At 69.3% G+C, this 20352-nt stretch carries 17 protein-coding genes; 13 read left to right on the top strand and 4 right to left on the bottom strand.

Annotated elements, in window-relative coordinates:
* Positions 1 to 2: 2 nt before the first annotated feature.
* From PLE19_19550 to PLE19_19520, 7 genes are all read left to right on the top strand, one after another.
* On the top strand, positions 3 to 1010 hold the full coding sequence (locus tag PLE19_19550; protein ID HPD17145.1) for a UbiA family prenyltransferase: 1008 nt from the start codon (positions 3 to 5) through the stop codon (positions 1008 to 1010).
* Between the two features lie 118 nt (positions 1011 to 1128).
* Positions 1129 to 2175 carry an S-methyl-5-thioribose-1-phosphate isomerase gene (gene mtnA / locus PLE19_19545; GenBank protein HPD17144.1) on the top strand — a complete coding sequence of 349 codons (1047 nt, stop codon included), beginning with the start codon at positions 1129 to 1131 and terminating at the stop codon, positions 2173 to 2175.
* A 96-nt stretch (positions 2176 to 2271) separates the two neighbouring features.
* Positions 2272 to 2907 (top strand): hypothetical protein, encoded by a 636-nt coding sequence (locus PLE19_19540; protein HPD17143.1) that lies wholly within the window; start codon positions 2272 to 2274, stop codon positions 2905 to 2907.
* A gap of 155 nt (positions 2908 to 3062) precedes the next feature.
* Positions 3063 to 4130 (top strand): bifunctional 5,10-methylenetetrahydrofolate dehydrogenase/5,10-methenyltetrahydrofolate cyclohydrolase, encoded by a 1068-nt coding sequence (locus tag PLE19_19535; protein ID HPD17142.1) that lies wholly within the window; start codon positions 3063 to 3065, stop codon positions 4128 to 4130.
* A 68-nt stretch (positions 4131 to 4198) separates the two neighbouring features.
* Entirely contained in the window at positions 4199 to 5155 is a 957-nt protein-coding gene (locus PLE19_19530) for a hypothetical protein (protein ID HPD17141.1), read from the top strand.
* A 40-nt stretch (positions 5156 to 5195) separates the two neighbouring features.
* Positions 5196 to 6143: a dihydroorotate dehydrogenase gene (locus PLE19_19525; protein HPD17140.1), complete on the top strand. Its 948-nt coding sequence runs from the start codon at positions 5196 to 5198 to the stop codon at positions 6141 to 6143.
* 96 nt (positions 6144 to 6239) lie between these two features.
* Positions 6240 to 7238 carry a hypothetical protein gene (locus PLE19_19520; GenBank protein HPD17139.1) on the top strand — a complete coding sequence of 333 codons (999 nt, stop codon included), beginning with the start codon at positions 6240 to 6242 and terminating at the stop codon, positions 7236 to 7238.
* Positions 7239 to 7329: 91 nt separating this feature from the next.
* On the opposite strand, the gene PLE19_19515 is transcribed toward PLE19_19520, so the two are convergent.
* The 4 genes from PLE19_19515 to PLE19_19500 form a co-directional block, all read right to left on the bottom strand.
* Positions 7330 to 8328, bottom strand: a complete 999-nt coding sequence (locus PLE19_19515) for a methylenetetrahydrofolate reductase (GenBank protein ID HPD17138.1) — start codon at positions 8326 to 8328, stop codon at positions 7330 to 7332.
* A gap of 40 nt (positions 8329 to 8368) precedes the next feature.
* Complete coding sequence (locus PLE19_19510) at positions 8369 to 9064, bottom strand: methylenetetrahydrofolate reductase C-terminal domain-containing protein (GenBank protein HPD17137.1); 696 nt, start codon at positions 9062 to 9064, stop codon at positions 8369 to 8371.
* A gap of 26 nt (positions 9065 to 9090) precedes the next feature.
* Positions 9091 to 11073: an FAD-dependent oxidoreductase gene (locus PLE19_19505; GenBank protein HPD17136.1), complete on the bottom strand. Its 1983-nt coding sequence runs from the start codon at positions 11071 to 11073 to the stop codon at positions 9091 to 9093.
* Positions 11074 to 11215: 142 nt separating this feature from the next.
* Positions 11216 to 11620 (bottom strand): hydrogenase maturation protease, encoded by a 405-nt coding sequence (locus tag PLE19_19500; protein HPD17135.1) that lies wholly within the window; start codon positions 11618 to 11620, stop codon positions 11216 to 11218.
* A gap of 476 nt (positions 11621 to 12096) precedes the next feature.
* On the opposite strand from PLE19_19500, the gene PLE19_19495 reads away from it, so the two are divergent.
* The 6 genes from PLE19_19495 to PLE19_19470 all read left to right on the top strand — a co-directional run bounded on the left by PLE19_19495 (position 12097) and on the right by PLE19_19470 (position 20194).
* Complete coding sequence (locus PLE19_19495) at positions 12097 to 13635, top strand: hypothetical protein (protein ID HPD17134.1); 1539 nt, start codon at positions 12097 to 12099, stop codon at positions 13633 to 13635.
* A gap of 2 nt (positions 13636 to 13637) precedes the next feature.
* Positions 13638 to 14459: a sugar phosphate isomerase/epimerase family protein gene (locus tag PLE19_19490; protein ID HPD17133.1), complete on the top strand. Its 822-nt coding sequence runs from the start codon at positions 13638 to 13640 to the stop codon at positions 14457 to 14459.
* A 30-nt stretch (positions 14460 to 14489) separates the two neighbouring features.
* Positions 14490 to 15623 (top strand): PmoA family protein, encoded by a 1134-nt coding sequence (locus tag PLE19_19485; GenBank protein HPD17132.1) that lies wholly within the window; start codon positions 14490 to 14492, stop codon positions 15621 to 15623.
* Positions 15624 to 15767: 144 nt separating this feature from the next.
* Positions 15768 to 16991 (top strand): argininosuccinate synthase, encoded by a 1224-nt coding sequence (locus PLE19_19480; protein ID HPD17131.1) that lies wholly within the window; start codon positions 15768 to 15770, stop codon positions 16989 to 16991.
* Positions 16992 to 17584: 593 nt separating this feature from the next.
* Entirely contained in the window at positions 17585 to 18772 is a 1188-nt protein-coding gene (locus tag PLE19_19475; protein HPD17130.1) for a lactonase family protein, read from the top strand.
* A 48-nt stretch (positions 18773 to 18820) separates the two neighbouring features.
* Positions 18821 to 20194: a Gfo/Idh/MocA family oxidoreductase gene (locus PLE19_19470; GenBank protein HPD17129.1), complete on the top strand. Its 1374-nt coding sequence runs from the start codon at positions 18821 to 18823 to the stop codon at positions 20192 to 20194.
* Positions 20195 to 20352: the final 158 nt, after the last annotated feature.

Here is a 20352-nt window from a genome sequence, read left to right as displayed (position 1 = left end):
CGATGCCCGCGAGTGCTTCGCCGCCCCTGTGGCGGCGCATTTGCCGCGAGAGCCTGTGGGGCCGCCGGGGCCTCGGGAAGACGGGGCCGCTGTGGCTCCCCCTGGCGGTTGTGGTTTCCACACTGCCCGACGCGGCGCTCCCCCACGCCTGGGCGGCCTGCCTGCTCATTCTCGCATCGGTGGCCTGCTGGAGCCTGTCGGGCACCCTGGCCAATGACCTGGCCGACCGGGCCGAGGACCTGGCGGCGGGCAAGGAACGATGGATCCTCACCCTCCCGCCTGCCGTGGGCATCGGCGTGGTCACCGGGCTGATGAGTCTGGGCATGTTGCCGATCGTGCTCTCCGGCGCGGGGGTGGGCGTCCTCGGGGGCTACCTGGGCGCGGTGGCGCTGGGCGTGGCCTACTCGGCACCGCCCTTGCGGCTCAAGGAGCGAGGACTCCTCGGCCCGCTCTCGTGCGCGGCGTCGGTGGCCATCGCCTGCGCCGCGCTGCCCTGGGCCTGGCTGGGCGGGCCGGCGGCAGTTCTGGGGCTCACGGCGCCCGCCGTCTTCCTCGACAAGTGGGTCCACCTGCACTTCCACCAGATAGTGGACTACGACGCCGACCTTCGGCAGGGAAGCGCCACTTTCGCTGTGCGCGTGGGGCTGGAACGGGCGCGGCGAACGCTCGCGTGGGCGGCCGCCGCGGCCTCGCTGGCGATGCTGCTGACGCTCGTGTGGCTGGTTATGGAACGCCTGCCCCCGTGGGGCGCCATTGCGGCGGGCGCCGTGTTGGCGGCCTCGGGCGCCTATGCCACCTTTGCCCGCCGCCGCGCGGGCCGGGCCACCGCGCTCATCGGGGAACTGCCCTGCCACTACCTGGCCCTCACCTACACGCTCTTCAAGGCGGTGCCGCCCGTGCTGTTCGCGGGCCTCGCCCTGCGCGAGCCGACCCTGTGGGCACTGGCGGCGACGGCCAGCCTGGCCCTTGCGGCGGACTCGTGGAGTGCCGCCCGCTACCGGTACCAGTGAACCGCGCTCGACACGCCCGCCGCCCGCCGCTATGATGGCGAAGGTCGTGAGGACTCGCGGCCGCAGACGGCCCGCCCTGGCGGTTCCGAGATCGGCAACAGGAGATGGGGAATCCAAGATGCCTGTTCCCACCATCGAATGGCTCGGCGGCGTGGATGGCTGCGCCCGCCTGATTGACCAGACGCTGCTGCCCACCGAGTTCCGCCAGATCGAGTGCCGCACCCTCGAGGCCATGTGGGAGGCGATCAAGGTGCTGCGCGTGCGGGGCGCTCCCGCCATCGGCGTGGCCGCCGCCTTCGGCGCGATCCTGGGCATTCAGAACTCCACGGCCGGCACCTACGCCGACTTCGAGGCCGACCTGCGCCGGGCGACCGACTATCTGGCCACCTCGCGCCCCACGGCCGTCAACTTGTTCTGGGCGCTCGAGCGAATGAAGCGCGTGGCCGCCGAGAACCGCGCCCTGCCCATCCCCCAGCTCAAGCGTCGCCTGCTCGATGAGGCCCTCGCCATTGCCGAGGAAGACAAGGCGATCTGCCGCGCCATCGGCCGCCACGGCGCGGCCCTGATCCGCGACGGAGCCGGCGTCCTCACCCACTGCAACGCCGGCGGCCTGGCCACGGCCGACTACGGCACGGCTCTCGCCGTGATGTTCGCCGCACACGAGCAGGGCAAGCGCTTCCGCGTGTTCGCCGACGAGACGCGCCCCCTGCTCCAGGGCGCGCGCCTCACCGCCTGGGAGCTGATGCAGGCGGGGATAGACGTGACGCTCATCTGCGACAACATGGCCGCCGTGGTGATGCGGCAGGGGAAAGTGAACCTGGTCATCGTGGGCGCGGACCGCATCGCGGCCAACGGCGACACGGCAAACAAGATCGGCACTTACGGCGTGGCCATTCTGGCGAAGGAGCACGGCGTGCCGTTCTACGTCGCCGCGCCGGTCTCCACCTTCGACCTCTCGCTGCCCAGCGGCGACGGCATCCCCATCGAAGAGCGGCGGCCCGAGGAGGTCACCCACGGCCTTGGGCGGCAGACCGCGCCCGACGGCGTGGACGTCTACAACCCCGCCTTCGACGTCACCCCCGCGCGCCTCATCGCGGGCATCATCACCGAGCGCGGCGTCATCGCGCCCGTCACGGAGGCCAGTGTCCGAGCCACGGTCGGCTGAACTCGACAGCGAGCTTGACAGGACGCGCCCCGCATGGTATCCGTATCAGTAGAAGACATGGGTCACGAGGCACCTCGAATGGAGAGGAGGCTAGCCATGGTCGGGCGACTGTTGCTGGGGTGTCTTTTTCTGGTATCGAGCCTGGGTGGCGCCAGTCTGGCCGCGCCCCCGCCTGCCGGTCCGCCGCCCCCGCCCACAGGGAGCTTTGTGCCCGGCGCCGTGAAGTGCCACAAGTGCAACGGACAGGGCTGGCGCTGGGACGACGGCCGCTGGAAGCCCTGCAAGGAGTGCAACGGCGCCGGCTGGCTCTACCCCGCGGGCAAGAAGGGCGGCTGGGGTGGCGGCGGCTGGGGCGGAGGTGGCTGGTACCCGCGCCATCGCGACCACCACGACTGCTTCGTGGCCACCGCGGCCTACGGCACTGCCTGGGCGGCGAACGTGAGCATCCTGCGCACCTTCCGCGACGAGTGCCTGCTCCAGAGCCCGGTCGGGCGTGGCGCGGTGTCGCTCTACTACGCGGTCAGCCCGCCGCTGGCCCACTGGATCGCGGAACGGCCCTGGGCGCGGGCCGCCACCCGCGTGGCGCTGACCCCCGCCGTGACCCTCGCCGGCGCCTTCACAGGGAACCAGGCCGACCTGGCGATTGCGGCGGGAGCCGCGGCCATGGGCGTCTTCGGCCTCCCGCGCCTGCGCCGGACGCTCCGACGCCGCAAGGCCGCCCCGAGCGCCTGAGAGTCCATCGCGAATCCCTCCGCAACCTCCCGCGGGCCGACGGCCCGCGGGAGGTTCTCTCTTCGCGCTTGCATTGGGAGCACAGGCTGCTATCATAAAGAGCCGCTGCGCCCCGGATCGGGGCGGTCCTGAAGCCCTTCGTAGGAGGTCGTCGAGTGTCTGCAACGATCATTGACGGCGAGGCGATTGCCGCCAGGCTCAAGGAGCGGCTGGCCCGGGAAGTCGAGCACCTGAAATCCATCGGCAAGGCCCCGCACCTCGTGGCCCTCCAGGCCAATGACAACGCGGGCTCGCGCATCTACGTGGCCAGCCAGAAGAAGAGCTGCGAGGAGATCGGCATCCGCTACGACGTGGACGAGCAACCGCTTACCAGCACGCAGGCGCAGCTCGCCCAGCGCATCGCCGAGCTGAACGCGATGAAGGACGTCACAGGCATCATCATCCAGATGCCGCTGCCCGAGGGGTGCGACTCGCGGCTGCTCCAGGAGCAGATCAGCCCGACGAAGGACGCCGAGGGCATGTGCCCGGCCAACCTCGGGCGCGTAGTGCTCGCGTGCAGCCAGCCGGCGCTCGCTCGGCGCGGCACGCCCGACAACTACGACGAGTGGCTCAAGTCCTCGCTCACCTGGAACATGCCCGCCCCCGCGCCCTGCACCGCCGTGGGCTCGGTCGAGCTGATTCGCTCCACCGGCATTGACCTCTACGGCAAGCACGCCGTGGTGGTGGGCCACAGCGAGATCGTCGGCAAGCCCGTGGTGTTGCTGCTGCTGGCGCACTTCTGCACGGTGTCGTGCGCCCACATTGCCACGCCCAACCTCGCCGAGATCACCCGCCAGGCCGACATCCTGGTCGTCGCCACCGGCAAGCCGCAAGGCGTGTGGAACGGCTACTCGGCGCGTCTCAAGAAGTGGCAGAAGGACCCCTCGAAGGCCAAGAAGCCGCCGCTGCCCGACCTCAGCGCGCTCATCAAGGCCGACATGATCAAACCCGGCGCCGTGGTGATTGACGTGGCGATCAACCGCCTGCCCAAGGCCCTCGATGCGAACGGCGAGCCCGTGCTGAACGCGAAGGGCAAGCCGGACATGGTGACGTGCGGCGACGTGGATTTCGAGGCCGCGAAGGAGGTGGCCGGGTGGATCACGCCCGTGCCCGGCGGCGTGGGGCCGATGACCACCGCGCTGCTGCTGCGCAACGTCGTCGAGGCCGCGAAGCTGAGCGGCTGAAGACAGCGGCCAGCGGGTACTGGGCAGCAGCCAGCAGGCAATTGGCAGTGGAAGGCCATGGGGGCCGCATGGGCCATGCTCTCGCAACGGAGCGCGTCTTCGACGAGGCCGCCCCAATCGTCGCTCGCACCCAGGTGTCGGCCGACACGGTTGAGGTGAGCTTCCACGCCCCGCGCATCGCCGCTGCCGCGCGGCCGGGGCAGTTCGTCAACGTGCTCCTGCCCTCGCCCGACTACGGCTACCGCATCCTCGACGGCGAGGAGGGGTGGCGCCCGGCGCGCTCCTTTCTCCTGCGGCGTCCGTTCAGCATCTACAGGCGGCACGCTGCTGCGGGCGCTGCCGGCGGCGCGGAGGCCCTGGCGGTGCTGGTGAAGGTGGTGGGCGATGGCACGCGCCGCCTCGCCGAGCTGCCGGAGGGCTCGATGGTGAAGCTCCTCGGGCCGCTGGGCAACGCCTTTCGTCTGCCGCCTGCGGGCGCCGCGGCGGCTCTCGTGGCCGGCGGCTGCGGCTGGGCGAGCCTGGGCCTCCTCGCCCGGGAGCTGCGCCGCCATGGCCACCCGACCTATGCCTTCATCGGCGCGCAGAGCGTCGAAACCCTGCCCGTCCAGACCACGCCGGCGACCGCACAAGGGGCCTCGTTCCTCGACGAACTGCCCGGCGTGTGCCTCACCTCGGCCGAGCTCGAGGCCCTGGGCGTCGTGGTGGCGCTGGCCGCCGAGACCGGCGGCAAGGTCTATGGCGGCTTCGTGACCGACCTCCTGGCGGCGTTCCTCCGCAAGAGGCCCGCCGCCACCACCCACGTCTACGCCTGCGGCCCGTGGGCCATGCTGCGCCGCGTGGCCGAGCTGGCGCGCGAGCACGGCGTCCCTTGCCAGGTGGCGATGGAGGAGCACATGGCCTGCGGCATGGGCGTGTGCAACTCGTGCGTGGTGAGCGTCGTGCTGCCCGACGGCTCGCTCGGCCACAAGAAGCTGTGCGTAGACGGGCCGGTGCTGGACGCCGAGGAGATCGCATGGAACGAGTAGGCCCCACCCACCCGCGGGGCTCCATCGAGGAGGCATCATAGTGTCGCGAAGCGCGGACCTGGGCGTGGACTTCGCCGGCCTGCGGCTCCGGAACCCTCTGGTCGCCGCCTCGGGCACGTGCGGCTGGGGCGAGGAACTCGACAGGATCGAGGGCTTCTCCTCCAGGCTCCTGGGCGCCATCATCCTGAAGTCCACCACCCGCGAGCCGCGCCTGGGCAATGCCACCCCGCGCGTGGTGGAGGCCGCGGGCGGGGCCGGCCTCATCAACTCGATCGGCCTCGAGAACCCCGGCGTGGACGTGGTGGTGCGCGACTACCTGCCGCGCCTGGCCGAGGCCGACACCGTAGTCATCGCCAACGCGGCCGGCAACACGCCCGACGACTACGCGGCCACGGCCGGGCGCCTGTGTTCCTCGCCCGTGGTTCGGGCCATCGAGGTGAACATCTCCTGCCCCAACGTCAAGAAGGGCGGGCTGCTCTTCGGCATAGACCCCGAGGGAGCCGCCGCCGTGGTCGCTGCCGTGCGCGCCGTGACCGACAAGCCGGTCATCGCCAAACTCACGCCGAACGTCACCGACATCGCGCCCATCGCCCGCGCGTGCGTGGAGGCGGGGGCCGATGCGCTGAGCGTGTCGAACACCTTCCGCGCCCTGGCGATTGACGTCAAGAGCCGCCAGCCCGTGCTCGGCGCCAACTTCGGCGGCCTCTCGGGCCCTGCCATCAAGCCGCTCGCCCTGCTCAAGGTGCACGAGACCTGGCAGGCGGTGCGGGGCGCGGGCGTGCCGCTCCTCGGCGGCGGCGGCATCATGACCGGGGCCGACCTCCTGGAGTTCATCCTTGCCGGCGCCTCGGCCTGCTTCGTGGGCACGCTGCTGCTGCGCGAGGCTGCCGCCTGCGGCCGCCTGCTGGACGACCTGGCCGCCCTCCTCGAGGGCCAGGGCGTGCCCCGGATCGCCGATCTGACCGGCGCGCTGACCCTTCATACGTGACCCGGGTCTTTCTCTTGAAGTCCCCCAGGCTTTCCTGGTAGACTACTGGACAGGGAAGCTAGATTCCTGCACGAGGGGCTGTGAGGAGCGAGTGCGATGCGCAAGACGGTCCTGCTCGGGTGCATTCTGGCATGGCTCGGCCAGGGGGCTGACGCAGACATCCTCAAGATGCGCATGGGGGGAGACCTCCGCGGCACAGTGCAACTGGTCACGATCCTCGTCAAGGACGTTCAGAACATCTACCCCCGCGAAGAGGTCGTCGCCATCACCCTGTCGAAGGACGGCAACGACGTGCTCGAGGTGCGCAGCGAGGCGAAGCTCGAGGGCAAGCTGGTGTCGGTGATGTTCGACTCCCCGGGCGGCCTGCGTTCCGTGCCCCGCGACAAGATCGAGGCGATCACCCTCGACAATGCGACCACCGTGGAGGCGCTCAAGAGCGCCGAGAAGCAGGAGGCCGAACAGAAAGAGGAGGAGAAATCCCAGCTCACCGACGAGCAGAAGCAGGCGCTTCTCAAGAACCGCGAGTTCGCCAAGGGCTATGCTGACACCGCCGAACAGATGAAAGACGATGCCTACGAGGCTATCAAGACGAAGTACATGGACAGGGTGCGGCAGGCTGTGAACGACCTCAAGCGCCTGGAGCGGACCATCACGAACAAGCTCCAGCGTCGCGAGGAGGCGTCCACGCGGACCGGCGGCACGTCGGTCTCCGGCTCGAGCGGCCGCCAGCAGATGAGCGAGCGCGAGCGGCTCGAGCGCTACGACAACCTGGCCCAGGACCAGCGCGACTACGAGGTGGCCAAGTCGGCCGCCAGCAAGCTCAAGGCCACCATCCGCGCCGAGGAGAAGAAGGTCAAGGAGAAGTTCGAGGAGCGCACGGCGCGCATCAACGCCGTCTACGCCGAGCACCGCAAGAAGATCCTCGCCGGCGAAATCCTCAAGGATGAGGACATGACGGCGCGCTACGACGTGGCGATTCGCCTGCCCGGCGAGAAGCCGATCAAGACCGTGATCCGCACCGTGAAGACCCCCGCGGCGCCCAAGCCTCCGTCCCAGGCCCAACAGGAGGTCGGCGAGTTCCTCAAGGGCGACTGACCGCGCGGCGGCGCGCGGGCGGAAACGGCGACGGCTCCCGGGCACACGCGGTGCCCGGGAGCCGTCTTGCGTTCTGCGGTCGCGGGGTGGTTCAGGCCTGCGCGGGCTCGGCGGGCACGACGGGCCTCGGCAGGAGGCCGGCAGCCTTGACGATCTCGGGCACGGCGCTCTCCCACTCGATGGCCTGGAGGTGCACGCCGCGCACGCCCTCGATCTCGCGGCACTGCTGGATGAGCTCGACGGCGATCTGCTTGCCGATGCGCTCGGCCTCGGCGGCGGCCGCCTTCTTCTCCTCCTTCGAGGCGTCCTTCTTCGGCGGCTTGGGGAAGCGCGCGATGAGCGACTCAGGCACCTTGACGCCGGCGACCGAGGAGTTCATATAGCGGAGCATGCCGGCGTTCTTGGGCACGATGATGCCGGCCAGGATGGCCGTCTTCTCGTGGAGGCCCAGGTTGCGGGCCTCCTTCATCTGCTTGGCGAAGAGCTCGACGTCGTAGACGCCCTGCGTCTGGATGAAGTCGGCCCCCGCCGCCACCTTCTTGGCCAGGCGCAGCACGCGGAAGTCCATCGGGTCGCCCATCGGGGTCCAGGCGGCGCCGATGAAGAGCTTGGGCGGCACGGTGAGCGGGTCGCCGCCCTCCTGGAGCGCCTCGTCGCGCATCTTCTTCAGGATGGCCACGAGCTGGATGGAGTCGACGTCGTAGACGTTCTTGGCGCCCGGATGGCCCTTGAGGCGGCCTGCGGCGCTGAACGACTGGTGGTCGCCCGCGATGCACAGGCAGTTCTTGATGCCGAAGGCGGCCGCGCCCAGGATGTCGGCCTGGATGGCGATGCGGTTGCGATCGCGCGTGGTCATCTGCATCACGGGTTCCATGCCGTCCTGCACGAGCATGATGGCGCTGGCGATGGAGGAGAGGCGCACGACCGCGGTCTGGCAGTCGGTGATGTTGTAGGCGTCGGCCGCACCGCGCAGGAGCTTCATCTTGTGGCGCACTTCGTTGGCGTCGGCGCTCATCGGCGGGCCCAGCTCGGCCGTCACCGCGAAGTGTCCCGCTGCGAGCACCCGTTCGAGATTGCTGCCGCTTTTCACCTGTTTCTCCTTGTATCGCAGAGGCAGGGCCTTCGGGGGGTCAGGCCTGGGTTTCCTTGGCGATCATCAGGTCGGGCCGCACCATGCGGCGCGGACCGCCGTCGCGGGCCTTGGACCAGTCCTTGGCCGCCACCACCGCCTTGAGCCGGTCGAGCGTGCCCAGCTTCTTGCAGCGCTCGACGATCAGGTACCAGGCGCAGTCCACGGGGGCCTCGGGGCGGCTGATCTCGCACTTGCCGTCCTTCGTGCCGCCGCACGGGCCGTTGAGGATGGTCTTGGCGCAGCGGGCGACGGGGCAGATGCCGCCCGTGAGGTCGAGGAGGCACTGGCCGCAGCCGGCGCACCGCTCGGCCCATTCGCCGTGCTGCACCGTGGCGCCCATGAACGTGGTGTTCACGCCGGGGAACACCGGGATGGCCGGCCCCTGGTCCGACAGGAAGTTCACGCCCACGCCGCAGGCGATGGAGACGATGGCCTGCACGCCGTCGAGCTTCTCGAGGATGGGGGCGACGAACTCGGTCTCGCACTGGCGGCGGACGGTGTTTTCGAGGAACTCGATCTGCTTGCCGCTGGTCTGGGCTTTGAGGCGGAGGGCCTGGGCGAGCACGCCCACCTCCTTCTCGCCGCCCACCTGGCACACGGCCACGCACTCGGCGCAGCCGAGGACCAGCACCTTCCGGCAGTTCTGGATGAAGCCGAACACCTCGTCGAGCGGCTTGCTCGCTGCCACAATCATGCTACGCGCTCCTTGAGAGAGAATGCCTACACGAGACTCAGTTTGTCGCCGCCGACGCCCGCGGCGTCGAGGATGCCCTTGGTGCGGTTCACGCGCTTGGTCAGCCGATCGTCGGCGCCGGGGTAGCGGCACTTCTCGCAGCGCTTCACCACCACGGCCTGCACGCCCAGCTCAAAGGGCTTCATCATGTCCACCTCCTCCACCCGCGCGGCGCAGCTCACGGGCAGGATCGCCGTCGAGTCGCCGTTGTTCCCCTCGATGCGGTCGAGCAGGGCCTCGCGCGACACGGCGTCCTGCGAGCACACGATCTCGACGCGGCGGATGGGGCGGCCTGCGCCCTGGATGAGCTGGACGATGCGGTGGCGGATGTCGCCGACGGCGAAGCGGCGGATGCTGATGGCGAGGCCGGGGCACTCGGGCGCGCACAGGCCGCACGACTGGCACATCTCGGAGGCCATCACCGCCACGTCGTCCACCGCCGGCACGCCGAACGGGCACACGCGCAGGCACGTGAGGCAGGCGGCGCACTTGTTCTTGTCCACCGTGGCGCCGGCCACGCAGGACAGGCAGCGGCGGGCCTCCATGAGCGCCTCGCGCTCCGAGTAACCGAGCTCGAACTGCATGAAGCTCTTCTTGCGCTCCTCGGCGGCCACGGTGGGCATGGCCAGGCGCTGGATGCGGCGGATCTTGGGCAAGAGGTCCTTGGGCAGATCGCCCACCTTCTCGGGCTGAGCCGCCTCCTCGACGGGCCGCACCTCGCCGGTGGCGAGGAACTGGAGGATGGCCGCCGCCGCGCGGTGGCCGCTGGCCACGGCCTCGATGGCTGCGCCGGGCCCTGTCACCACCTCGCCGCAGGCGAACACGCCCTTGGCCGAGGTGGCCATCGTGGCCTTGTCGAAGACCAGCAGGCCGCGGTCGGTGAGCTGAACGTCGGTGCCCTTCACCAGGTCGAGATTGGACTTCTGGCCGATGGCCAGGACCACCATCTGCCCCTCGAGGGTGCTTACGCGGTCGTCGTAATAGGTGGGGCTGAAACGCTTGTTCTCATCGAACACGCGGGCCACCTCGCGCACCACGAGGCCGGTGATCTGGCCGTTCTCGACCACCACCTTGGTCGGGCCGCGGCGGTAGACGAACGAGATGCCCTCCTCGAGCGCCTCGTGGCACTCCCAGTCCCACGCGGGCATCTCCTCCTCGTTTTCGAGGCACACCATCTTCACCGTCCTGGCGCCGAGGCGCACGGCGGTGCGGGCCACATCCACCGCCACATTGCCGCCGCCGATGACCAGCACGTGGTCGCGCACGGGCATCGGCCTGCCCAGGGCCGCCGCGGCCAGGAAGGGCAGGGCGAGCACCACGTCGGGGTGGTTGCCGTTCTCGAGCGGCAGGCCGCGGCTCTCGGAGAGGCCCACGGCCAGGGCCACCGCCTGGTGGCGCTGGCGGAGATCGGCCAGCGACACGTCGCGGCCCACGCGCACGCCGCTCTTCACCTCGATCCCGAGGGCCAGCAGATCCCCAATGTCCTGCCCCAGCACGGCGTCGGGCAGGCGGTACTTGGGGATCGCGCAGGCCAGCAGGCCGCCCGGCTGGGGGTTGGCGTCATAGACCGTCACCGCGTAGCCGTGCTGAATGCAGTCCTTGGCCACGGTCAAGCCGGCGGGGCCTGCGCCCACGACGCCGATGGTTTGCGCCTTCGTGATGGGTGCCTTCTGGCGCTTGCTCAAGCGGTACTCGAGGGCGCGCTCGGCCGCGAACCGCTTGAGGTTGCGCAGCGCCACGGGGTCATCCACGTCCTGCCGGCGGCAGGCCTGTTCGCAGGGGTGGTGGCACACCAGGCTGCACACCGAAGGGAAGGGGTTGAACTCGCGAATCTTCTCGAACGCCTCCTCGTACCGTCCGCGGGCGATGAGGTCCACATAGGCCCGCGTGTCGGTGCGGACGGGGCACGCGGCGCTGCACGTGGCGCAGTGCTCGACCACGATCTCGGGGCTGGCGGTTGCGGTTGCCAAGAGTGGAGACCTCCTTATCCTGGCGACGCCGGCGCAGGCGCGTCTTCCCTGCTCTGCTCGGCGCCAACTCCGGCAGAGTCGATCCTTCGGCGGCTCACCGGAATGTCTGGGGACCTGTACCTTGTTCAGGGCATTATAGCGGTCACCGCGCGCGAGTCAAGCCCGACAGCCGCTCGATTTCGCCCCGCACGGTCTCGACAATCGCGGGCAGGCGCTGCGCAAGCACCGGGCTGAGTTCCGCGCCGGGCGCCACCCTCGCCGGCTCCACCCCGAGCACCGTCACTGTGCCGAACGAGGCCCCCGACAGGCGCGCCATCGCGAACGCCTCGGGCAACGACGGGTCGTGCAGCGTCACCGCGCGCTGGGCCGCCAGGTCGCCGAGGGGGATGCGGTACACGGTGCCCGGCGCGCCGCCGCCCGACACCGCATCAACCACCAGCACGTCGGCCCCTGAGGGCACAAGGTCCAGCGCGTCCACCAGCGCAGTGCAGGCATCTACGGCCAGCACGCCTGGCCCCAAGCCATCGTCGCGGAGACACCGAACCACCGCGGGGCCTATCCCGTCATCGGTCATCAGCTCATGCCCGACGCCGAGGACAACCACTCTGTACGGCGATGCACCCGTGGGATTCTCCTTCGGACGGAGGAAGGCGGAAAGCTCGCCGCCACGGATCGGGCGGCTCCCCACAGGCGATTATACCAGACCATTTGCCCCGGTCAATGGGGCCCTCCGCAGAGGCCTGCGTGGCGTCTCTGGGGGAGCCATGAAGGGAAGCTGTGTGTGTAACCATCTATGCGACAATGAATTAGTGTCGTAAGTGATGTGCTCAACGACACTTCATTGGCCGGTGTCTAGCCCCCGGGGCGATTGCGCGTTGACTCCCATAGGCCAGGATGCTATACTGCTGCCGTTGTGAGGGGCGGCGCTACACGCGCCGCACGGGTCAAGCGCCCTCGCAGGAGTCAGGGCATGGACCCGGCTCGTCAGCTCTTTGAAAAGCAGAACCGCGCGACGGTGAGGCCATGAGCCAGACCACCGGCCGACCGGCGATGCTTGCGGTGCTTGGCATGCTGGTGTTGACCGGCCTCGTCGTGGCCTATACGGCGTGGGGGCATTTCCCCCTCCGCGTGGATGACTGGGCTTGGCACAGGCTGTCTGGCGCCGACTGGGCGAGCGCGGCGCCGACGCTGGCGATCTTCGCCCTGATGGGGCTTCTGGCGATCCTCGGCGCACGCTGCGCGCCCCAGTGGTCGCCGGCCCGGCGGGCGCTGGCGGTGGCCGCGCTGGCCGCCTTGGCCTTCGCGGCCCAAGTGTCTGCGGCAAGGCAACTTCCAGGCGGCTACAATGAGTCCATCGTAGCCCTCGGCAAGCCGGGGGCCAACCGCTACCACGCGGCAGCGAGGGGGGTGCAAAGCCTCCGTGCGGTACTGGGCGACTACCCGCGTTGGATGCGCGACAGGTCGCACAAGCTGATCATCACCCACCCGGCCGGCCCGCTCACGCTCTTCTGGTCTCTGAACCGGGTGTTCGCGGGCGCGGAGGGGGCGGCGCGGGGCTTCGTCCACTGGTGCGAGGACCGCTTTGCCTGGGGGATACGAGCCAAGGACCCCCAGGGTCCTGTGGCGATGGTTGAGCTGTTCCGGAAGATGCCGGACGCCGATCTGGCCGGGGTGTGGCTGGCCTCGTTCGTGCTGCGGCTGGCCGCTGCCCTCGTCGTGCTGCCCGTCTACGCCTTTGCGGGAGCGCTCCACGGGGTGAGCGTGGGAATAGTGGCCGCCGCGCTGGCCGGCATGGTGCCCAGCTTCTTACTCTTCAGTCCGGGGATTGACCAGGCTCTCCCGGTGCTTGCGACGACGGCCTGCTGGCTGGGCTGGACGGCGGGCACTCGCCGCAGCCTGTGGCGAGCGGGGTGCGCCGGCCTGACCGTGTCGGTGGGGCTGTTCTTTTCGCTTTCGTTTCTCGTCGTGGCCGGGTGGGCCGGGTTGCTGGCCATGGCGTCGCTGTTTGGGACGGGCGGACGACCGTCAGTGCGGACGCTGTTGTGGTTGGCTGTCACGGGGGCGATTGGGCTAGCAGCGCCTGCCGTAACGCTCTATTTGGCAACTGGTTACAACTCGCTGGCCGTCGCAGCGGCCTGCGTTGGAGCCAATGCAGAGTTCAATGCCAAGTCGGGGCGAGCCTATGGCACGTGGCTCTGGGTCAACCCCATCGAGTTCCTCGTGTTCCTGGGCGTTCCGTCGGCGTGCCTGTTTGTGGCTCGCGCCGCGGGCAGCGTGGGCGGCTTGTGTCGCAGGCGCTGGGGCGAGGCCGACTGGCCGACGGTGATCGTCGTCGTGCTCGTGGTTGCCCTGAACCTGCTGGGGGTGAACCGCGGCGAGGTGGCCCGGCTCTGGATGTTCCTGATGCCCGGCTGCCTGATCGCCGCGGCCGCTCAGGTGGAGCGTTACGCGCCGTATCGTCGCGTGGTCCTGGTTGCGCTTCTTGCCCTGCAAGCGCTTCAGGCAACGGCGCTTAAGTCGTTGCTGGACACGCTGTTGGGCTTCTATCGGGGGTTGGGTTGAGCATGCGGTTCGCCATCTGCAACGAGTTGTTCGAGGGCTGGCCGCAGGAACGGGTGTTCCAGTACTGCGCCGACGTGGGCTACGACGGGGTGGAGATGGCCCCCTTCACGTTAGCGGACGACATCCGCGCGCTGCCGGCGTCGCGCGCTGGGGAGCTTCGTCGCGCAGCCGAGACCGCGGGGATCTCGATCGTGGGCCTCCATTGGCTCCTCAAGAGCCCTGCCGGGCTCTCGATCAATGGCCCGGACGCGGCGGCTCGGGAGAACACGCGCGACTTCATGTTCGCGCTCATCCGCCTGTGCCGCGAGCTGGGCGGCGAGGTGCTGGTGTTCGGGTCGCCGGCGCAGCGGAGCATCGGCGAGAACGACAGCTACGAGGCGGCGTGGGCCCGAAGCATCGAGATGTTCAGGACTTGCGGCGAGGAAGCCGCGCGGCGCGGCGCGGTCATCGCCCTGGAGCCTCTCACGACCCGAGAAACCAATTTCCTCACGACGGCGGCCGAGACCGTGCGGCTCATCGAGGCGGTGGGCTGCCCCGCCGTGCGGCTGCATCTGGACGTGAAGGCGATGGTCGGCGGCGAGCAGCGGCCGCCGGCTCAGGTCATCGCCGAGCACCGAGAGCATCTGGCGCACTTCCACGCCAACGATGCGAACCTGCGTGGGCCGGGCTTTGGAGACACGGACTTCGCACCTATCGCCAGGGCTCTGCACGAGATCGGCTACCGCGGGTACGTGTCGGTGGAGGTCTTCGACTACTCGCCGGACCCGGAGACAGTCGCCACGCGGTCGCTGGCATACCTTCGAGAGACGTTTGGCAACCGGTAGCTCCATCCCCCTGGGCGGAGGCCTCGACTGATGCCGAAGAAGCGAATGGTGGTTGAAGCCGGCCCTCGGCCCCGCTACAACGTGCCCATGAGCGCGCCGTTGGGCCGCCACACCAAGGCCAAGCTGACGGATGAGGCCACGGGGCGGCCCGTGGCATGCCAGGTGCTGCACGGCAACATCCACTGGCTCCTCGACTATGCCCCGGCCGGCGCAGACAAGGCCTACGTGGTCGAGGTGGACAAGGGCGGCGCCACGGCGGCGCCCGGCGTCGCGGCCACGCGCAAGGACGACAAGATCGAGTTCGCCGTCTTCGGCAGCCCGTTCACCACGTACAACTTCGGCAAGGAGTGGGCGCGCCCGTTCTTCTATCCCGTGCTCGGCCCCGAGGGCGTCCAGATCACCCGCAACTACCCGCTCCTCGAGGGCGTGCCAGGCGAGACCACCGACCACCATCACCACAAGAGCATCTGGGTCGCCCACGGCGACGTGAATGGCGTGGACAATTGGTCGGAGGAGAAGGACCACGGCCTGCAAGTGAGCAAGCGCATCAAGGAACTGGTGGATGGCCCCGTGGTGGCCGTGCTGCGCCAGGACCTCGAGTGGGTGTCGTGCCGCGGCAAGCGGGTGCTTGCCGAGGAGCGCGAGGTGCGCATCTACGCCGTGCCCACCAGCGAGCGAGTCATCGACCTCACCGTCACATTCAAGGCCCCGTGGGAGAAGGTGACGTTCGGCGACACGAAGGAGGGCGGGATCTGCTCGGTGCGGGTGGCGACCTCGATGGACGGCAGCCGCGGCGGGAGGATCGAGAACTCGTACGGCGCGACCACGGAGGCCGAGTGCTGGGGCCGTCCGGCGCCCTGGTGCGACTACTCGGGGCCGGTCGGGGGCAAGGTGGTGGGCATTGCCATCTTCGACACCCCCGGCAACCTGCGCTACCCGACCACCTGGCACGTGCGCGACTACGGCCTGATGACGGCCAACCCCTTCGGCCTCAGCCACTTCCGCCCTGGCTCGGGCGAGCGCGGCGACCACGTGCTCGAGAAGGGCGGCCAACTGGTCTTCCGCTACCGCATCTTCATGCACCTGGGCGACGCCAGTCAGGGGCACGTGCGCGAGAAGTACCACGACTACATAAACCCCCCGAAGGTCAGGTTCGAGAAGTAGACCAGAGCGTGGATGAATGGATGGTTGGATGGGTGGGCGGATGTCGGAGAGAGAGAGACGTTCGCCTGCCCGCCAGCTCGGTCGTGTTCCCATCCATTCATCCAATCATCCATTCATCCCTCTTGCCTTGCAGGAAGACCCGCGATGAGCACCAGCCCCAAGAAGATCGTGTTGGCCTATTCCGGCGGCCTCGATACCTCGGTGATCCTGAAGTGGCTCAAGGAGACGTACGGCTGTGAGATCATCGCCTTCTGCGCCGATCTGGGGCAGGGCGAGGAGCTCCAGCCCGTGCGCGCCAAGGCCCTCCAGACCGGCGCCAGCAAGGTGTACATTGACGATCTGCGCGAGGAGTTCGTGCGCGACTTCGTGTTCCCCATGCTGCGCGCCAACGCGATCTACGAGGGCACGTACATGCTCGGCACCTCGATTGCCCGCCCCTTGATCGCCAAGCGGCAGGTGGAGATCGCGCGGCTGGAGGGCGCCGACGCCATCGCGCACGGCGCCACGGGCAAGGGCAACGACCAGGTGCGCTTCGAACTCACCGCCTTCGCCCTGGCCCCCGAAATCCGCATCATCGCCCCCTGGCGCGAGTGGAGCCTGAACTCGCGCGACGCCCTCATCGCCTATGCCAAGGAGCACGGCATCCCCGTGCCCGTCACCAAGGCCAAGCCGTACAGCATGGATCGCAACCTGCTGCACCTGAGCTTCGAGGGCGGCGTGCTGGAGGACCCCTGGGCCGAGCCGCCGGCCAGCACCTTCGTTCTCGCCGTGCCGCCCGAGAAGGCGCCCAACAAGGCCACCTACATCGAGGTCGAATACGAGAGGGGCAACCCCGTGGCCGTGGACGGCAAGCGGATGAGCCCGGCCAAGCTGCTCGCCCACCTCAACGAGGTCGGCGGGCGGAACGGCGTGGGCCGCGTGGACATGGTGGAGAACCGCTTCGTGGGGATCAAGTGCCGCGGCGTGTACGAGACGCCCGGCGGCAGCATCCTCCATGCTGCCCATCGCGCCGTCGAATCCATCACGATGGACCGCGAGGTGATGCACCTGCGCGACAGTTGGATTCCCCGCTATGCGGAGCTCGTCTACTACGGCTTCTGGTTCTCGCCCGAGCGCGAAATGCTCCAGGCGGCGGTGGATAAGGCGCAGGAGACCGTGACCGGCACGGCCCGCCTCAAGCTCCTCAAGGGCGGCATCACCGTGGTCGGCCGCAAGGCGCCCAAGGATGTGTTGCTCTACAACCCCGAGCTGGCCACGTTTGGGGCGGACCAGGTCTACAACCAGGCCGACGCCACGGGGTTCATCCGCCTCAATGCCTTGCGCCTGCGCGTGCGCGCCCGGCTGGCAGGGCGGACGCGTCGGCCCTGACGGCCTTGGTTCGCACGCCCTCGGGTCCCCTGGTGACGGCGGCGGGAGCGTGGCGGGGCGCCCGTGTCGGGCGCGGGCTCGGCCGGCATGTGGCGTTTCGGCAACATGTCGCCCATACTTGCTCAACCTTGAGGGGGGGAGGTGAGCAAGTATGGCGGGAATGGCCACGGAGGCCGCCGGATCGCCAAAGCGCCCATACAGCATCATCCGGGGATTGAGCAAGTATGGCAACCGTCGCCATAGTAGCCGCCGGGTCGCCAAAGCGCGGCTTTTTCCCTGCCCGCCGGACGCCGCCCGGGTGACCGGGGCGAACCCGAGAACCCTGGGGCCACCCTGGGGGTGTGGGCCATTTCTGTAGGTAGCTTCTGCTGCGGATTCCCGTAGCGACAAGCGTCCCGCTTGTCGAACGGATGAAGAGAGCCGCTACCTCTGCCGCGGGCCTTCCCCTGTTCCGGGGATTCTCGCAGCAGAAACCACCTACGATTCCGTCGCACCCCTGGCGCGCGGTTGACTTCCCCGCCGCGAACGCTATGATGTCGGCTGGCGCGGCGAGAAGGACCCCCGGAACTCCTGGCGAGGCGACGGAGGTGGCGATGAGCGTGCTGAGCTGGCTGATGTTGTTGAGCCCGGCGCTGGTGCTTTCGATGGCAGCGGCTTCGCGCGCGGGCGAGGCCGAGGCTTCGGCCAGGCCAGCCAGGGTGCGTCTCTACATCGGCACCTACACGTGGAAGGCGAGCAAGGGCATCTATACGGCCGAGCTGGACGTGGCCACGGGGAGGCTCTCGGCGCCCGAGCTGGCGGCCGAGGCGACCAATCCCACGTTCCTCGCCATCCACCCCTCGCGGCGGTTCCTTTACGCGGTGGGGGAGATCGGCAACTTCCGCGGCGGCAAGAGCGGCGCGATCAGCGCCTTCGCCATTCTGCCCGAGAGCGGCAAGCTCAAGCCCCTGAACCAGCAGCCCTCGGGCGGCTCCGGCCCCTGCCACGTGATCGTGGACCGGGAGGGGAAGAACGCGCTGGCGGCCAACTACGGCAGCGGCAGCGTGGCGGTGCTGCCCATTGCCGACGATGGCAGCCTGCGCGAGCCGTCGTGCGCGATCCAGCACCAGGGCAAGGGGCCCGACCCGAAACGGCAGGAAGGGCCGCACGCGCACTCGATCAACCTCGATGCGGCCGGGCGCTTCGCCTTCGCCGCCGACCTGGGCCTCGACAAACTGCTCATCTACCGTTTCGACGCGGCCGCCGGCAAGCTCGAGCCCAACGACCCGCCGTTCGCATCGGTGGCGCCGGGGGCCGGCCCGCGGCACTTCGCGTTCCACCCCAACGGGCGCTTCGCCTACGTGATCAACGAGATGGCGATGACCGTAACCGCCTTCGCCTACGATGCCGGACGCGGCGCGCTCAAGGAGATTCAAACCGTGCCGACCCTGCCCGACGGGGGCGGCCCCGGCCCGGGCCTCTCGACGGCCGAGGTGCAAGTGCACCCCAGCGGCAGGTTCGTCTACGGCTCGAACCGCGGCCACAACACGATCGCCATCTTCCGCGTGGACGCGGAGACGGGCAAGCTCACGCCCGTCGGCCACGAGTCTACGCGCGGCAAGACCCCGCGGAACTTCGGGATGGACCCGGCCGGCGCCTGGCTCGTCGCGGCGAACCAGGACTCCAATGATCTCTTCGTTTTCAGGATTGACGCCGAGACCGGCCGCCTCGCGCCGACGGGCGAGCGCGTCGAGGTGCCATTGCCCGTGTGTGTGAAGTTCCTGCCCGTGGCGGGCGACTGAAGCCGCGGAGGCTTCAGGAAACATTCTATACGGAAGGAAGCAGAGGCCATGAAGCAGAGCGGTGTTTCGCGCCGCGGGTTTCTCGGAGGAGCCGCTGTCGCCGCGGCCGGGCTGGTTGTGGTGCCGCGCCGCATCCTGGGCGGCGCGGCCGGCGACGCTCCGAGCAACACCCTCAACGTCGCCAAGATCGGCGTCGGCGGCATGGGCGGCGCCGACCTGCGCGAGGTGGTCAACTGCGGAGCCAACATCGTCGCCCTGTGCGACGTGGACGACAACACCCTGGGCGGCGCGGCCAAGAACTTCGCCCAGGCCAAGACCTACAACGACTTCCGCAAGATGTTCGACGAGATGGAGAAGGACATTGACGCAGCGGTCGTCTCGACGGCCGACGTCACCCACGCCGTCGCTTCGATGTGGGCGGTGAAACGCGGCAAGGCCTGCTACACGCAGAAGCCGCTCACCCGCACGGTCAAGGAGGCCCGCCTGCTCACCGAGGCCGCCCGCAAGGCCGGCGTGGCCACGCAGATGGGCAACCAGGGCCACGGCGGCGGCGGCCTCCAGGGCACCGCCGAGTACCTCAAGGCCGGCGCCATCGGCACGGTCACCGAGGTCCACACCTGGAGCGACCGCCCGATGGGCTGGTGGCCCCAGGGCTGCGCCGCCCCCGCCTACAGCGACCCCGTGCCCAAGCACCTGCACTGGGACCTGTGGCTCGGCCCCATGGCCGACCGCCCGTTCGCCGACAAGTGGCGCGAGGGAGCCCACAAAGGCAAGCCCGTCTACCATCCCCACAACTGGCGCGGGTGGTGGGACTTCGGGGCGGGCGCCATGGGCGACATGGCCTGCCACAACATGGACCCCGCCTTCTGGTGTCTCGACCTGGGCGCGCCCACCTCGGTGAAGGCCCAGTGCTCCGAGTTCAACGGCGTCATCTTCCCGCTCTGGTCGGTCATCGAGTGGGAGTTCCCCGCGAAGGGCGAGCGGCCGGCCGTGAAGGTCTTCTGGCACGACGGCGGCAAGCAGCCGCCCCGGCCCGAGGAGCTCGAGCCCGACCGCAAGATGGACAGCAACGGCTGCCTGTTCGTGGGCACCAAGGGCAAGATGATGGGCGGCGGCTGGGCCGGCTTCTGCCGCATCATACCCGAGGCGAAGATGAAGGAGTTCCCGGCGCCGCCCAGGACCCTGCCGCGCTCCATCGGGCACTACAAAGAGTGGGTCGAGGCCGCCAAGGGAGCCAAGATCGTCCCCGGCTCCAACTTCGGCTACTCGGGCCCGATGACCGAGGCGATTCTCCTCGGCAATGTCGCCCTCTGGTACCCCGGCGAGAAGCTGCTCTGGGACGCTGAGAAGCTCCAGTTCACCAACAAGCCCGAGGCGAACCGGCTGCTGCACTACGAGGCGAGGAAGGGCTGGGAGCTATAGCTTCCGGCGCTTGCCTCAGAGGCACCCAACATGACGCGGGGGCGGCCCTGGGGTCGCCCCCGCTTTGCGTTCGGCATCGAATGCCGCAGAGCGTCACGCGGCGCGGCGCCGGCGGCGCGAGAGCGCCAAGGCCCCCAGCCCCAGCAACGCCAGCGTGC

The sequence above is a fragment of the Planctomycetota bacterium genome (assembly GCA_035384565.1).
In the GTDB taxonomy this organism is placed as follows: Bacteria; Planctomycetota; PUPC01; order DSUN01; family DSUN01; genus DAOOIT01.
Note: the sequence above shows the minus strand (reverse complement) of the source record. Positions and strands in the feature narration are given on the sequence as shown.

Bases quoted from the DNA above. Each gene is read 5' to 3' on its own strand.
- PLE19_19485 (HPD17132.1), top strand. From the start codon at position 14,490: ATGCCGAAGAAGCGAATGGTGGTTGAAGCCGGCCCTCGGCCCCGCTAC.
- PLE19_19470 (HPD17129.1), top strand. From the start codon at position 18,821: ATGAAGCAGAGCGGTGTTTCGCGCCGCGGGTTTCTCGGAGGAGCCGCT.
- PLE19_19490 (HPD17133.1), top strand. From the start codon at position 13,638: ATGCGGTTCGCCATCTGCAACGAGTTGTTCGAGGGCTGGCCGCAGGAA.
- PLE19_19520 (HPD17139.1), top strand. From the start codon at position 6,240: ATGCGCAAGACGGTCCTGCTCGGGTGCATTCTGGCATGGCTCGGCCAG.
- PLE19_19510 (HPD17137.1), bottom strand. From the start codon at position 9,064: ATGATTGTGGCAGCGAGCAAGCCGCTCGACGAGGTGTTCGGCTTCATC.
- PLE19_19540 (HPD17143.1), top strand. From the start codon at position 2,272: ATGGTCGGGCGACTGTTGCTGGGGTGTCTTTTTCTGGTATCGAGCCTG.
- PLE19_19550 (HPD17145.1), top strand. From the start codon at position 3: ATGCCCGCGAGTGCTTCGCCGCCCCTGTGGCGGCGCATTTGCCGCGAG.
- PLE19_19530 (HPD17141.1), top strand. From the start codon at position 4,199: ATGGGCCATGCTCTCGCAACGGAGCGCGTCTTCGACGAGGCCGCCCCA.
- mtnA (HPD17144.1), top strand. From the start codon at position 1,129: ATGCCTGTTCCCACCATCGAATGGCTCGGCGGCGTGGATGGCTGCGCC.
- PLE19_19495 (HPD17134.1), top strand. From the start codon at position 12,097: ATGAGCCAGACCACCGGCCGACCGGCGATGCTTGCGGTGCTTGGCATG.
- PLE19_19480 (HPD17131.1), top strand. From the start codon at position 15,768: ATGAGCACCAGCCCCAAGAAGATCGTGTTGGCCTATTCCGGCGGCCTC.
- PLE19_19475 (HPD17130.1), top strand. From the start codon at position 17,585: ATGAGCGTGCTGAGCTGGCTGATGTTGTTGAGCCCGGCGCTGGTGCTT.